This is a genomic window from Salipiger sp. PrR007 (genome assembly GCF_010499845.1).
Classification (GTDB): Bacteria; Pseudomonadota; Alphaproteobacteria; order Rhodobacterales; family Rhodobacteraceae; genus Salipiger; species Salipiger pacificus_A.
The window spans coordinates 165,569-180,050 of record NZ_JAAGOZ010000104.1; the positions used below are offsets into that span (position 1 = coordinate 165,569).

Consider the following 14,482-nt stretch of genomic DNA (forward strand, 5'->3'; position numbering starts at 1 on the left):
TACCGGAGACTGGCATGGCCACTGCCGCCGCCAGCCGGAGATTGCCGGCGTCCGAACGCCTGCGCCGCAGCCTCGGAAACGGTCGCGTCAGCGCCGTCCTGATCCTGCTGCCTCCTGCGCTGATCCTCTTCACCCTCTTCGTGATCCTGCCGCTCGGCGAGTCCGGCTACTACTCGTTCTTCAACTGGAACGGCTACGGCGCCCCGACCGACTTCGTCGGGCTGGAGAATTACCAGCGGATCGCCGGGCATTCGATCTTCCACAAGGCGGTCGGCAACACCGTCAAGATCGTCGCGGTCTCGCTGCTGATCCAGATGCCGCTGGCCCTGGTCCTGGCGCTGCTGATCTTTCGCAAGACGCCGACCAACGCGGTGTTCCGGCTGATCTTCTTCCTGCCCTACATCCTTGCCGAGGTGGCGGCGGGCCTGATCTGGAGCTTTGTCTTCGACGGCAACTACGGCGTCACCGCCTCGATCGCGCAGTCGCTGGGCATGGAAAGCTTCTTCATCCTCGCCGACCGGGACTGGGCCTTTGTCGCAGTGATGACGGTGATCGTCTGGAAGTACTTTGGCTTTCACATGATGATCTACATCGCCGCCCTGCAATCAGTCCCCGAGGACCTGATCGAGGCGGGCCGGATCGAGGGCGCCAAACGGCTGCAGATCGTGCGCTACGTGCAGATCCCGCACATCAAGCCGGCGATCATCGTCAGCGCCTTCTTCGCCATCATCGGTGCGCTACAGGTCTTCGACGTAATCATCCCGCTGACCAACGGTGGCCCCTCGAACCAGACCCACACGATCGTCACCTACCTCTACACCTTCGGCCTCACGCGCCTGAACATCGGCTTCGGCAGCGCCGTCGGGGTGATCCTCTTTGTCGCGGCAATCACCGTTGCGGTCTTCTACCAGCGCTTCTTCATGAAAGGCGACAAGGCATGACCCGCGGCCACCTGCTTCGCAACATCCTCCGCGTCGCCTTCCTGTGTCTCGTGGCGAGCTTCGTGCTCGCCCCGATGGTGGCGACGGTCCTGGGCGGCTTCAAGACCAATGCCGAGATCCGCACCAATGCCTTTGCCCTGCCGGCAAGCTGGAACTGGGAATTCTACGGCTCGATCGTCGCGGACCCCGCGTTCTGGCGCTACTTGGGCAACTCGCTGCTGATCTCGTCGGTTGCGGTGGTGCTCACGCTGATCGTCGGAGCCGCCGCCGCCTATGTCTTCGCGCAGATCAAGTTCTTCGGCTCGCGGATGCTGTTCTCCTATCTGCTTCTGGGGCTGATGTTTCCCTTCGCGACGGCGATCCTGCCGCTCTTCATCAAGGTGCGCGACGTCGGGCTGCTCGACACCTGGTGGGCGGTGATCCTGCCGCAGACCGCCTTTTCGCTGTCGCTCGCGATCCTGCTCTTCCGCACCTTCTTCGAGCAACTGCCGAAGGAGCTCTTCGAGGCCGCCTATATCGACGGCTGCGGCTACGTGCGGTTCTTCTGGCGCTTCACCCTGCCGCTCTCTGCGCCGATCCTGGCGACGGTGGGGGTCTTCGTCTTCGTGCAGAGCTGGAACAACTTCCTCTTGCCGCTGGTGGTGCTGAACTCGCGCGAGGTCTTCACCTGGCCGCTCGGCATGATGCAGTTCCGCGGTGAATACGTCACCGAATGGAACCGCACGCTGGCCTTCGTGACGCTCACGCTGGTGCCCGCCATCGTCTTCTTCCTCGCTGCGCAGAAATACATCGTCGCGGGGCTGACCGGCGGCGCCGTCAAAGGATGACTTCAATGACCGAAATCCGGAATCCGATCCTTCCCGGGTTCAACCCCGACCCCTCGATCGTGCGGGTGGGCGACGATTACTACATCGCCACCTCGACCTTCGAATGGTACCCGGGCGTGCAAATCCACCACTCGCGGGACCTGCGCAACTGGCAGCTGGTGAAGCGCCCGCTGGAGCGTGCGGCACAGCTCGACATGCGCGGCGATCCCGACTCCGGCGGGATCTGGGCGCCCTGCCTCACCTATGCGGATGGCCTCTTCTGGCTGATCTACACCGACGTGAAGCGCCGCGACGGGGCATGGAAGGACAGCCACAACTACCTCGTCACCGCGCCCTCGGTCGAGGGTCCCTGGTCCGATCCGATCTACCTAAATTCGTCGGGCTTCGATCCCTCGCTCTTCCACGACGAGGACGGGCGCAAATGGCTGCTCAACATGATCTGGGACCACAACCAGACCGGCGGCGACCGCTTTGGCGGCATCGTCTGCCAGGAGTACTCGGCGGAGGAACAGCGCCTCGTCGGCCCGGTCCACAACATCTACCGCGGCACCGACCACAAGCTGACCGAGGGGCCGCATCTCTACCGCCGCGACGGCTGGTACTACCTGCTGACCGCCGAAGGCGGCACCGGCTACGATCACGCGGCCACGATGGCGCGCTCGCGCGACCTGCTCGGCCCCTACGAGACCGACCCGGCCAAGCACCTGCTCACCTCGAAGGACGCACCGGGCGCCTACCTGCAGCGCGCCGGTCACGCCGACATCGTCGAGACGCAGGACGGTGAGCACTACCTTGTGCACCTCTGCTCGCGCCCGCTGGACGAGACGCGTGGCATCGAGACCGGCCGCGCGAAGGGCATCCATGCCGACGACGTGCGCCGCTCGCCGCTGGGCCGGGAGACCGCGATCCAGAAACTGGTCTGGCCCAAGGACGAGTTCCCCCGCCTCGCCCACGGCGGCTGCGTGCCCGCCGCCTCGGTGGCGGCGCCGGATCTGCCCGAGCACCGGTTCGAGCCCGAGCCCGCCCGGCTGACCTTTGCCCCCGGCGCGCTGCCGCGGCCCCTGCAATGGCTGCGCAGCCCCGAGCCCGAACGGCTCTTTTCGCTGACCGAGCGCCCCGGCGCGCTGCGCCTCTTCGGGCGCGAGGCCCCGGGCTCGCAGTTCGATCACGCGCTGGTGGCGCGGCGGCAGACCGATCTCGCCTTCACCGCCGAGACCGAGATCGACGTCACCCCCGGCGACTACCAGCAGTTCGCCGGGCTGATCTCCTGGTACGGGCGGTTCAAGTTCCACTACCTCGCGGTCACCGCCGACGCGGCCAGCAACCGGCTGCTGACGGTCTACAGCTGCGCCGCCGATTGGCCCGACGCGCGGGTGAGCTACCCGGTCACGCCGATCCCCCTGCCCGCCTCCGGCACGGTGCGGCTTGGCGTGGACGTCAACGGCGGCAGCCTGCGCTTCCGCTACGGGCTCGGCGAGAACGGCGACTGGCGGGACCTTGGGATCACGCTCGACCAATCGGCAATATCGGACGAGGCCGGCAACGGGCCGGGTAACAACTTCACAGGCGCCTTCGTGGGCATGTGTGCGCATGACACATCGGGGCGCGGCCGCCCCGCCGATTTCCTGCATTTCACCTACGAGCCCAACGAGTCCCGGACATGACGAACGCAAGGAGCCGAACCCATGGCTGAAGTCCGCCTCAACAACATCACCAAGAAATTCGGCGCCGTGACCGTCATCCCTGACATGTCCCTGACGGTGCCCGACGGGTCTTTCACCGTGCTCGTCGGCCCGTCGGGCTGCGGCAAGTCCACGCTGCTGCGCATCATCTCGGGCCTCGAGATGCCCAGCGACGGCGAGGTGATGATCGGCGGCGAGGATGTCACCTTCGCCGAACCCTCGGACCGGGGTATCTCGATGGTGTTCCAGAGCTACGCGCTCTACCCGCACATGACCGTGGCGCAGAACATCGACTTCGGGCTGCGACTGGCCAAGACCCCCGCCGCCGAGCGCGAGGCGCGGGTGGCCGAGGCAGCGCGGATCCTCGCGCTGGAGGACTATCTCGACCGCAAGCCCGGGCAGCTCTCGGGCGGTCAGCGCCAGCGCGTCGCCATCGGCCGTTCGATCGTGCGCCAGCCGAAGGTCTTCCTCTTCGACGAGCCGCTGTCGAACCTCGACGCCGCGCTGCGCGGGCAGATGCGGGTGGAGCTGGCGCAGCTGCACCAGTCGCTCGACGCGACGATGATCTACGTCACCCACGACCAGGTCGAGGCGATGACCCTCGCCGATCAGATCGTGGTGATGAACCGCGGCCGGATCGAGCAGGTCGGCGCGCCGATGGAGCTCTACGACCGCCCCATGACCGAGTTCGTCGCCGCGTTCATTGGCTCGCCCAAGATGAACCTCCTGCCCGGCGAGGCCGTCGGGCGGAGCGACGTGAAGACCGTTGGCATCCGCCCCGAGCACCTGCGCGCCGACCACGAAGCCGGCGATTGGCCTGCCACCGCCAAGGTGGTGGAAACGTTGGGGGCCGACACCGTGGTCTACGCTGATGCGGGTGCCCTTGGCGAGATTACCGTGCGCCTGCCCGGCAACATGCGCCTGAACGCCGGCGAGCGGCTCTTCCTGAGCCCCGAGCCGGGCAACCTTCATCTCTTCGACAAGGACGGGAACCGGATGGAGCAAACATCATGACTGCGTTGGGAGTGGGCGTCGTCGGCTGCGGCGTCATCAGTGAAATCTACCTGAGCAATGCCGCGCTTTTTCCGCAGATCGAACTGCGGGCCGTGGCGGATCTGAACTCCGACGCAGCCCGCGCCAAGGCCGAGGCCCATGGCGTGCCGGCGATGACGCCTGCCGAGCTGATGGCGCGGGACGACATCGACATCGTGCTCAACCTCACCATCCCGGCGGCGCATGTCGAGGTCGGGCTGGCCGCGCTCGAGGCGGGCAAGCACGTCTACTCGGAAAAGCCCCTCGCAGGCAGCACCGCAGACGCGCGGCGGCTCGTCGAGGCCGCGGAAGCACGCGGCCTCAGGATCGGCTGCGCCCCCGACACGTTCCTCGGCGGCGCGCATCAGAGCGCCCGCGCGCTGCTCGATGCCGGGCGCATCGGAACACCCACCGCGGGCACCGCGACGCTGATGCTCGCCGGACACGAGCGCTGGCACCCCAACCCCGATTTCTACTACGCCGGGCCAGGGGCCGGGCCGCTCTTCGACATGGGCCCCTACTACATCACTGCCATGGTCGCGCTGCTGGGTCCGGTGCGCCGGGTGACCGCGCTTGCCGCGCGCGGCCGCGACCGCCGGATCATCGCCACCGGCCCACGCGCGGGCCAGTCGGTCCCGGTCGAGACCCCCACCCATGTGACAGGTGTGCTCGAATTCGCCGACGGCGCGCTGGTGCAGATCGTTACCAGCTTCGACGTGAAGGCCCATGGGCACGCACCGCTCGAGCTTTACGGCACCGAGGGCTCGCTGGTCATTCCCGACCCGAACCGCTTCGACGGCACGGTGCGCCTCTATGGAGAGGACTGGCAGGACCAGCCCACCACCCACGCCCATGGCGACGGCAACTACCGCGGTCTTGGGCTTGCCGAGATGGCCACGGCGATCCAGGCCGGGACGCCGCACCGCGCGAGCGGCGCGCTGGCACTGCACGTGCTCGACGTGATCGAGACCCTCCTGGCCTCGGCCGAGAGCGGGCAGGCCATCGACCTCAAAACCACCTGTGAGCGCCCGGCGGCCATGCGCCCCGGCGGCACCATCGGAGACATCAGCGCAGCGGAGGCGGCATGACGAAGAAGGCACTCATTTTCTGGGGCGGCTGGGAGGGTCACGAGCCCGAGGCCTGCTCCGCAATCGTCGAGGACATGCTCCGGACCGAGGGCTTCGACACAAGGCGCGAAGAAGGCATCGCGGTGCTCGGCGAAGAGGGTCTCGGGCAGTACGATCTCATCGTGCCGGTGATGACCCAGGCCCAGGTCGGCAAAGACGAGCTGGCCAACCTTCTGGCGGCCATCGAGGCCGGCACCGGGCTCGGCGGTTTCCATGGCGGCATGGGCGACACCTTCCGCGCGGACCCGGCCTACCAATTCATGGTGGGCGGGCAATGGGTGGCCCATCCGGGCAACATCCTCGATTACCGGATCGAGATCACCCGGCCCGAGGATCCGCTGGTCGAAGGCATTGGCGATTTCGACTACCGCTCCGAGCAATATTACCTCCACGTCGATCCCGGCATCGAGGTGCTGGCAACCACGACCTTCAGCGGCGAGCACGCCCCCTGGACCAAGGGCACCGTCATGCCGGTGGTCTGGAAGCACCGTTACGGCCAGGCGCGGGTGTTCTACTCGGCGCTCGGCCATGTCGCCTCGGAATTCGAGGTGCCCCAGATGAAAGAAATCCTGCGCCGCGGCCTGCTCTGGGCGGCGCGCTGATCTTTGCGGGCACCGCCGGCCCTGCCGCGCGGATGCCCCTTCCCCACCACATCCCGGCCTCCCCCCAATCCGGCGGAGGCATTGAAAGGACCGCACATGTCTGATTTCTTTGGCGACCTCAAACCGCTGCGTTTTGATCCCGAGGGCGAAGGCCCCTGCTTCCGCCACTACAACCCCGACGAGATCGTCATGGGCAAGCGCATGGAGGACCACCTGCGCTTCGCGGTGGCCTACTGGCACAGCTTCGCCTATGAGGGCGGCGACCCCTTCGGCGGCCGCACTTTCGAGCGCCCGTGGTTCGGCGAGGACATGGACGCCGCGCGCCGCAAGGCCGATGTCGCCTTCGAGATGTTCGACCTGCTGAACGTGCCCTTCTTCTGCTTCCACGACGCCGACATCCGCCCCGAAGGCGCGAACTTCTCCGAGAGCCTGCGCAACTTCGAGGAAATCGTCGACATCTTCGAGCGCAAGATGGAGACCTCGAAGACCCGGTTGCTCTGGGGGACCGCGAACCTGTTCAGCAACCGCCGCTTTATGGCCGGGGCTGCCACCAACCCCGACCCCGACGTCTTTGCCTGGTCCGCCGCCACGGTGAAGGCCTGCCTTGACGCCACGCATCGCCTGAACGGCGCGAACTACGTGCTCTGGGGTGGGCGCGAGGGCTACGAGACCCTGCTCAACACCGACATGGGCCGAGAGCGTGAACACGCCGGGCGCTTCCTGTGCATGGTGGTCGATCACGCCAAGAAGATCGGCTTTGACGGCACCATCCTGATCGAGCCGAAGCCGCAGGAGCCCACCAAGCACCAGTACGATTACGACGTGGCGACGATCTACGGCTTCCTCAAGGATTTCGGGCTTGAGAAAGAAGTGAAGCTGAACATCGAGCAAGGCCACGCCATTCTCGCCGGGCACAGCTTCGAGCACGAGCTGGCGCTGGCGCGGGAACTTGGCATTCTGGGGTCGATCGACATGAACCGCAACGACTACCAGTCCGGCTGGGACACCGACCAGTTCCCCAACAACGTGCCCGAGACCGCGCTGGCCTATTACGAGATCCTGCGCGACGGCGGCTTCACAACCGGCGGCACCAACTTCGACGCCCGCCTGCGCCGGCAGTCGCTGGACCCCGAGGACCTGATCACCAGCCACGCCGGGGCGATGGACATTTGCGCGCGCGGCTTCAAGGCGGCGGCGCGTATGCTCGAGGACGACGCGCTCGAGGCGCCGCGGCGCGAGCGCTATGCTGGCTGGGACACGCCCGAGGCGCAAGCGATGCTCCAAAGCGACCTCGACACCATTTCCGCGCGTGTGATCTCGGAGGGCATCGACCCGCAGCCGCGCTCCGGCCGGCAGGAGGTTCTGGAGAACATCGTCAACCGCTACGTGTGACGCCGGCCGCCCGATGCGATCGGGACATGACAGCACGGCGCGCCCGGACCTCGGGCGCGCCGTTTTCTTCTGCGCATTCGGTCCACCCCTGCTTCGACCGATCGCCTGCAACGCCCTGCCGCCTGCTGCGCGAGGGAGAGTTGGAGCCCCACAACCGGGGCCCTTCAAGCGATCCCTTCGACGGCACGCATTTCTGCAACCACGCAGGCAGGCAGCCACGGGGCTTTTGCGACATCATGTGCGAGCGCCCGAGCGCGTCCCCCAGTAGGTCGACGGCAGACCACGCATCAGAATGCAGCCCGGCCCACTTGCCGGAGTCAGCTTTCGCATATCCGCAAACATGCCCTCATCAGAGCCCAAGCGGCCCTGAGAGTTCCTTGAAACAGCTGCGATAACTCAAGACAAAGCGCGCTCGGTTGCGTTTTGGCTCATGCGAGAGTTTTCCCTTGATTACCTTAGGTCAATCTCAACGATAATACACTCAGAGGTAGCGGGCGACTCGGCTTCAGCCCTGCCGGCGATATTGAAAGACCGATTTTGATACAGTCCTTGATGCAGAAAGGCTGATCCATGGCACGCCATTTCGTCTCCATCCTGCTTTCCAGCACATTGCTCGCGACGCCACTTCTGGCGCAGGTGAACACCGACGCCGGCACCATCACGCCCGAGAAGATCGAACGTTTCTTCAACCAGCCGGGCTATTCGCCCTATGCTGGGCGCAACTTCCCGACCCGCCCGCTCTGGGGCGAGATGCACCTGCACACGTCTTGGTCGGGCGACGCGGTCGCAGGCGGCACCCGGATCGGTCCCGACGAGGCGCTGCGATATGCCAAGGGTGCCCAGATCACCTCCAGCACCGGCGTCGATGTGAAGTTGTCACGCCCTTACGACTACATGATGGTGGCCGATCACTCCGATGCGTTGAACATCTTCAACGGCATCCTCGAGGGCGATCCCACGCTGATGACCGATCCGCAGCTCAAGGAATGGAACAAGGGCATGAATGCCGGCGGCGCCGCGGCCAGCGCGGTGGTCATGGACATCATCACCCAGCAGGGCGAAGGCACGCTGCCAGAGGCCGTGACGGACAACGACACGCAGTTCGACATGTGGCGGCAGATGACCGAGATCGTCGAGGGCCACAACCAGCCCGGCATTTTCACTGCGCTCATCGGCTACGAATGGACATCGAATTTCGGCGGCGGCAACAACTTGCATCGCAACATCGTCTACCGCGACGGCAAGGACAAAGCCGACATGGTGCGGCCCATGACCACCTTCGACAGCGACATTCCCAACAAGCTCTGGGAGTGGATGGAAGCCTACGAGGAAACCACGGGAGGCAGGGTTCTGGCCGTCCCGCACAACGGCAACCTCTCGAACGGGCTGATGTTCGCCACCGAGACCCCGGATGGTCAGCCGATCGACCAGGACTGGGTGGAGACGCGGGCGCGCTGGGAACCGCTCTACGAGGTCACACAGGGCAAGGGCACCTCCGAGCAGCATCCGACACTCGCGCCCACCGACGAGTTCGCGGACTTCGAAATCTGGGACAAGGGCAACCTGAACGTGGTGCCCAAGGAACCCGGCATGATCGACTACGAGTATGCCCGCGAAGCGCTCAAGCGCGGTCTGCTGCTCGAGGATGAGTTCGGCACGAACCCGTTCAAGTTCGGCATGGTCGGCTCGACTGACGCCCATACTGGCATTTCCTCTACGGAAGAAAACAATTTCTTCGGAAAGTTCCCTGCAAGTGAGCCCTCGCCCGAACGCTCCACCGGAAATGCCTTCGACTTCGAGGGCCGCACCGTGAAGGACTGGCAGCTCGGCGCCTCCGGCTTGATGGCGGTCTGGGCGCAGGAGAACACCCGCGCCTCGATCTGGGACGCGATGAAGCGCAAGGAGGTCTACGGCACCACCGGCACCCGCATCGGGCTGCGCTTCTTCGGCGGCTGGGAGTTTGAAGAGGCTGACGCGCTGGGGCGGAACCCCGGAACCATCGGCTATGGCAAGGGCGTGCCCATGGGCGGCGACCTGATGCCCGCGCCCGAGGGCGCCGAGGCGCCAAGCTTCCTCGTCGCGGCGCTGAAGGATCCCTACTCGGGCAACCTCGACCGCATCCAGATCGTGAAAGGCTGGGTCGATGCCGAGGGTGAGATGCAGGAGAAGATCTTCGACGTGGTCTGGTCTGGCGACCGCGAGCCCGGTGAGGACGGCAAGCTGCCTCCGGTCGGCGATACGGTGGACGTGGAGAACGCCAGTTTCGCCAACACCATCGGCGCGTCCGAGCTGATCACCGTCTGGACCGATCCCGAGTTCGACCCGGCGCTCGATGCCTTCTACTACGCCCGGGTCATCGAGATCCCGACCCCGCGTTGGACCGCCTACGACACCGCCTATTTCGACGATGCAGCCTTCACCGACGACGTGCCGATGACGGTGACCGACCGCGCCTACAGCTCGCCGATTTGGTACTCCGCGAGCGGCGAGTAAGCATGTCTGGCTTCGGAACCGAGGTCCCCCTAGATCGCCCGTTTGACGAGGCGGTCGAGGCGGTGACCGCGGCGCTCGCCGCCGAGGGCTTCGGGGTGATCTCGCGGATCGATCTCGACAAGGCCTTCGCGGAGAAGCTCGGCACCGAGTTTCGCCGTTACACCATCCTCGGGGCGTGCAACCCAGGGCTCGCCCATCGGGCGGTGACCGCGCGGCCCGACGTCGGCCTGCTGCTGCCGTGCAACGTCACCGTCGAGGAGGCCCCCGGTGGCGCGCTGGTCCGCCTGGTGGACGCCGGACAGATGATGGCCATGGGCGATCTTGGAGAAGTGGCCGAGATTGCCGATCTGGCGCAGGACGCGGGCGCCCGGCTGAACCGGGTCGCCGATACCTTGCGCAGCGGCTGATGGCGGAAGGGTCAGGAAGGCAGGACCATGAAGATCGGCACCATTCTCCGCTCCCCGCTGCTGCATTTTTTCGTGCTGGGCGGGCTCGTCTTCGGGTTTTATGCAGTCACAGCCCCGCCAGAGGCCCGCGCCCCCCGCGACGATGTGCTGCGCCTCACCGAGGCAGAGATGAACCGCATGGCCGACAGTTTCCTGGCCGCATGGGGCCGTGCCCCGACCGAAGCGGAATCCCGCGGCCTTGTACGCGACTGGGCGATAGAGGAGGTGATGGTGCGCGAGGCGTTGGCGCTCGGTCTCGACAAGGGTGACGCGATGATCCGCAACCGCCTGCGCACCAAGATGGAGTTCCTCGCCGAGGCCCCTGCCGCCACCATGACGCCGGACGACGCGGCACTGGAGGCGTATTACGCGCAGAACGCCGCGGCCTACGCGCGCCCCGCGCAGGTCAGCTTCACGCAGGTGTTGCTGCCCGGAGATGCCACGGCTGAGGAAGTGGCGGCGCTGCGCGCCGAGCTGGAGCAGGGTGCGGACCCCGGCGGAATTGGACAGGCGACGATGCTGCCGACGCGGCTCGAGGCGATGGCCGCGCCGGCGGTGGAACGTGTCTTCGGCGGCGGCTTCGGCGGGGCGGTGGCCGGGTTGCCGCTGTCCGCCTGGTCGGGGCCGCTGTCCAGCGGCTACGGGCAGCACCTGGTCAGGCTGGACGCGGTCGAGGCGGCGCAACTGCCGCCGCTCGAGAGGCTGCGCGACACGGTAATCGCCGACTGGCGCTCAGCCGAGGCGCGCAAGATGCGCACTGCCTTCACCGACGAGTTGCTGAGCCGATATAGGCTGGACCTGCCCGGTGATGATGCGGCGGAGCAGCCATGAGGCATTTCCTGGCCCTGATCCTGCTGCTGACCGCGACGCTGCACCCCGGCTGGGCGAGGGCCCATGCTCTCGATCCCGGCTTTCTCGAGCTGTCGGCCATGGATAGCACGCAATGGCGGGTGAGCTGGCGGATGCCCGACGTGAACGGACGCCCGATGCCGATCAGGCCGCGACTGCCCGAAAACTGCCAACAGACCCCGGCGCCCGATCCCGCCTTCGACGGGAGGGCCTGGGTCACCTCGTTTCTTGCCACCTGCCCCGAGGGGCTGGCAGGCGGCAGCATCGGCATCGACGGGCTGGAGCGCACGCGCACCGACGTGCTGGTGCGCTACGAACTGGAGCCAGGGCAGGCGCAGACGCAGCGTCTCACGGCAGGATCGCCGGAGTTCACCGTCCCCGCCGAGCTGGGTCCAGGCGCGGTCTTTGCCAGCTATGTCTCGCTGGGCGTCACCCATATCCTCGAAGGCGCGGATCACCTTATATTTGTCTTTGCCCTGCTGCTGCTCGTGCGCCAGCCGCGGCGCCTGCTCTGGGCGATCACCGCCTTCACCCTGGCGCATAGCCTCACGCTGGCCGCCGCCACGCTGGGCCTGTTGCGCCTGCCCTCGGCCCCGGTCGAGGTCGTGGTGGCGCTGTCGATCGTCTTTCTCGCCTACGAGCTGGCTCTGCCGCCCGAACGTCGCGATCCCGTCTCCGAGCGCTTTCCGGCGCTGGTCTCCTTCGGCTTCGGGCTTATCCACGGGCTGGGCTTTGCCGGCGCGCTGCGCGAGATCGGCCTGCCACAGGCAGACATACCGCTGGCACTGCTGTCGTTTAATATCGGGGTCGAAATCGGCCAGCTGATGTTCATAGGCGTCGTGCTGACGATCGGCTATTTCGCGCGCCGCATGGCCCCGGCGCTGGCCAAGCACGGAGCGCTCCTGAGCCGGGCAGCCAGCTATGGCATCGGCAGCATCGCGGCCTTCTGGGTGATCGGGCGCATGACGGCATTCTGATTATACCCACGATGACTTTGGCTCCGCGTTCCATGAGACGCAGGCCCTCGAGATGGTCGCACCTCGGAGCAGAGTTCTTGCTGCTGCGGGGCGTGTTCGGAACGTCCGCACTGCCGCCTCTAATCCCCTGAAGGAGGCTGCAAGGGGCGATGAAAGGCTGCTTCAGGGAGCCGCGCCGCGGCATGGCTCACCCAAGCGAAGGTCGGGCGCCGCACCTCGGCTTTCCCGAAGTCCCATCCGGCGAAGGCGCGGACGCGCAAGCGCGTGCCCGTCGTCGCAAAGACCTCACGCCAATCGAAGGCATCCCAGATTGACTCCCGGAGGTTCCCGGTCGCCAAGGCGGCGGCAAGACCCAAGGCACCAAGGTCGATGTTTTAAAGTGAGTATTGCGGATCGAGCGCACTCTCGATGTAGATGCCGTCCTTGCGGTGGATGGCCTCGACGGCGACCAGCAGGATGCTGAGCGCGATCAGCGTTTCGACCGGGAGCGGCGACAGTGAGACGTAGCCGAAGGGCGCGAGATGCTCGGGCTGGTTTTCCGTCACCAAAACGAGGTGCATCCCCAGCCCCGAGCGCACCGGCCCGGACCACGTCGCGACCGGCCGCTCCGAGAGTGTGTCCGCAATGCCGCCACCGAATGAGTTTCCCCGTGCCCGCGCCGAAGTCAGCGCCCAGTCCGTCGGCATCGCCAGCTTGCCGCGCTGGCCCGGCGGGACCTCTCCGCCCCCCCCTGCAACGACGCGAGCGCCGCTTCCGACGCCTCGTCCCCGGCCTCGGCAGGCAGGGGGAGCGCCTGCCGGAACACGATAGCCTGCGGCAGGATGAAGAAATCGGGGGGCGCGGCTTGGAAGGCGCGCAGCTGTTCCTCGGTGGGCGTAGTAGAAAGCCCCTACGTCGGGGGGCCAGTCGGGATCGGTCCAGACCGTCATCCGCTCGGGATCGCCCTTCTCGGTATAGCACTCCCCGGTCTCCATGTTGATCGGAGCATCGACGGGCGTGACGCTGCCATCCGCCTGTAGGCGGTCGCCGGAGGCCGCGACGTCGTAGATGGTGTCCTTCATCTCGCCGTTCTCGTACCAGCCCTTGATGATCTGGATGCGGTCGAGGTTCGGCCCGATCGGGTCCTTCATCGCCCAGACGAGGAACTGCGGTGCCTCGGTGCCGGTGTAATCGCCGCCCATGGGCACGCCCTTGGCGTAGCCGTCGGTGACCATGGAGTCATAGCTGTCGTAGCTCTCGGCAAAACCCTGCCCGGCGAAGACGCGCACCTTCATGCGCGGGCCGGAGGTGGCGAAGGTCTCCTTGGCCATCATCGAGTCCCAGATCGCGCCACGGGTGTTGGACTCCGCCCAGACCGCTGTCAGCGCGCCGGGGTTCACGTCGGAGATTTGCATCTCGCCCTCGAGCACCGAGGTCGAGCGGATCTCGGCGGTCTGGTCGGCATAGCCATGGCTGCCGACCATGAAGTTGTCTTCCTCGACGTTGCTTGGGGTGCCGTTGTGACTGTCGGTGCCGCCGACGAAGCCATATTTGAACGGCTTCACCCCGAGGTCGGCATTGTACTTGATGCCGCGCCCAAGGCCGAGTTTCGGCAGGGCGACACCCTTGGGCAGGGTCAAGGTTTCTTCCAGGATCCCTGGGTCACTCCGGATCTGGGTGCCCGGACAGCTGTGGCAGACGAGACTTTGCTTGCTCGCCGATGCTGTCCACTTCATCACCCGGCGCCAAGCTGCCCCCGATCGGATAATCCGCTCGGAATGGAAGGCACTCATGAAAGCGGTGGATGAATGAACGGATTGCCCAGGCGAAAGCCAAGCGTGACGGTCGATAGCCACGCTGGACAGAAATGTCGAACTCCCGGCAAGCCAAGCGCCCGCCGGGAGAATTTTCGTGCCGGTTGCCCGGATGGATCAGAACTCCACCACCGCGCGGATCGACTTGCCCTCGTGCATCAGATCAAAGCCGTGGTTGATCTCGTCCAGCTTCAGCTTGTGGGTGATCATCGGGTCGATCTCGATCTTGCCGTCCATGTACCAATCGACGAACTTCGGCACGTCGGTGCGGCCCTTGGCGCCGCCGAAGGCGGTGCCCTTCCACACCCGGCCGGTGACCAG

13 protein-coding genes and 1 pseudogene are annotated in these 14,482 nt (G+C 66.2%); 11 read left to right on the forward strand and 3 right to left on the reverse strand.

Annotation, left to right across the window (positions count from 1 at the left end):
* Positions 1-14: 14 nt before the first annotated feature.
* From G0Q01_RS26445 to G0Q01_RS26495, 11 genes are all read left to right on the forward strand, one after another.
* Positions 15-941: a carbohydrate ABC transporter permease gene (locus G0Q01_RS26445; RefSeq protein WP_108969556.1), complete on the forward strand. Its 927-nt coding sequence runs from the start codon at positions 15-17 to the stop codon at positions 939-941.
* Entirely contained in the window at positions 938-1,768 is an 831-nt protein-coding gene (locus G0Q01_RS26450; protein ID WP_108969558.1) for a carbohydrate ABC transporter permease, read from the forward strand. Before G0Q01_RS26445 ends, G0Q01_RS26450 begins: the two co-directional genes overlap by 4 nt.
* Before the next feature lie 5 nt (positions 1,769-1,773).
* Entirely contained in the window at positions 1,774-3,432 is a 1,659-nt protein-coding gene (locus G0Q01_RS26455; RefSeq protein WP_164198178.1) for a glycoside hydrolase family 43 protein, read from the forward strand.
* A gap of 21 nt (positions 3,433-3,453) precedes the next feature.
* Positions 3,454-4,464 carry an ABC transporter ATP-binding protein gene (locus G0Q01_RS26460; protein WP_164198176.1) on the forward strand — a complete coding sequence of 337 codons (1,011 nt, stop codon included), beginning with the start codon at positions 3,454-3,456 and terminating at the stop codon, positions 4,462-4,464.
* Positions 4,461-5,570, forward strand: coding sequence for a Gfo/Idh/MocA family protein (locus G0Q01_RS26465; RefSeq protein WP_164198174.1), 1,110 nt, complete (start codon positions 4,461-4,463; stop codon positions 5,568-5,570). The genes G0Q01_RS26460 and G0Q01_RS26465 overlap by 4 nt, the downstream gene beginning before the upstream one ends.
* Complete coding sequence (locus G0Q01_RS26470; protein ID WP_164198172.1) at positions 5,567-6,211, forward strand: ThuA domain-containing protein; 645 nt, start codon at positions 5,567-5,569, stop codon at positions 6,209-6,211. Before G0Q01_RS26465 ends, G0Q01_RS26470 begins: the two co-directional genes overlap by 4 nt.
* Positions 6,212-6,307: 96 nt before the next feature.
* On the forward strand, positions 6,308-7,603 hold the full coding sequence (xylA, locus tag G0Q01_RS26475; protein WP_164198170.1) for a xylose isomerase: 1,296 nt from the start codon (positions 6,308-6,310) through the stop codon (positions 7,601-7,603).
* Between the two features lie 570 nt (positions 7,604-8,173).
* Positions 8,174-10,096: a DUF3604 domain-containing protein gene (locus tag G0Q01_RS26480; protein WP_164198168.1), complete on the forward strand. Its 1,923-nt coding sequence runs from the start codon at positions 8,174-8,176 to the stop codon at positions 10,094-10,096.
* A 2-nt stretch (positions 10,097-10,098) separates the two neighbouring features.
* A complete protein-coding gene (locus G0Q01_RS26485) occupies positions 10,099-10,503 on the forward strand; it encodes a DUF302 domain-containing protein (RefSeq protein WP_164198166.1) in 405 nt (134 codons plus the stop codon).
* 27 nt (positions 10,504-10,530) lie between these two features.
* Positions 10,531-11,373, forward strand: coding sequence for a peptidyl-prolyl cis-trans isomerase (locus G0Q01_RS26490; RefSeq protein WP_164198164.1), 843 nt, complete (start codon positions 10,531-10,533; stop codon positions 11,371-11,373).
* The gene (locus G0Q01_RS26495; protein ID WP_164198162.1) at positions 11,370-12,368 is read left to right on the forward strand and encodes a HupE/UreJ family protein; all 999 of its coding nucleotides are present in this window, start codon (positions 11,370-11,372) and stop codon (positions 12,366-12,368) included. The genes G0Q01_RS26490 and G0Q01_RS26495 overlap by 4 nt, the downstream gene beginning before the upstream one ends.
* Before the next feature lie 119 nt (positions 12,369-12,487).
* Here G0Q01_RS26495 and G0Q01_RS26500 read toward each other — a convergent pair whose 3' ends face one another.
* The 3 genes and pseudogenes from G0Q01_RS26500 to G0Q01_RS26510 all read right to left on the reverse strand — a co-directional run.
* On the reverse strand, positions 12,488-12,724 hold the full coding sequence (locus tag G0Q01_RS26500) for a DUF3604 domain-containing protein (RefSeq protein WP_164198160.1): 237 nt from the start codon (positions 12,722-12,724) through the stop codon (positions 12,488-12,490).
* Positions 12,725-12,742: 18 nt separating this feature from the next.
* A complete protein-coding gene (locus tag G0Q01_RS26505; protein ID WP_164213984.1) occupies positions 12,743-13,987 on the reverse strand; it encodes a DUF3604 domain-containing protein in 1,245 nt (414 codons plus the stop codon).
* A gap of 291 nt (positions 13,988-14,278) precedes the next feature.
* A pseudogene (locus tag G0Q01_RS26510) lies at positions 14,279-14,482 on the reverse strand (S-(hydroxymethyl)glutathione dehydrogenase); the annotation flags it as partial.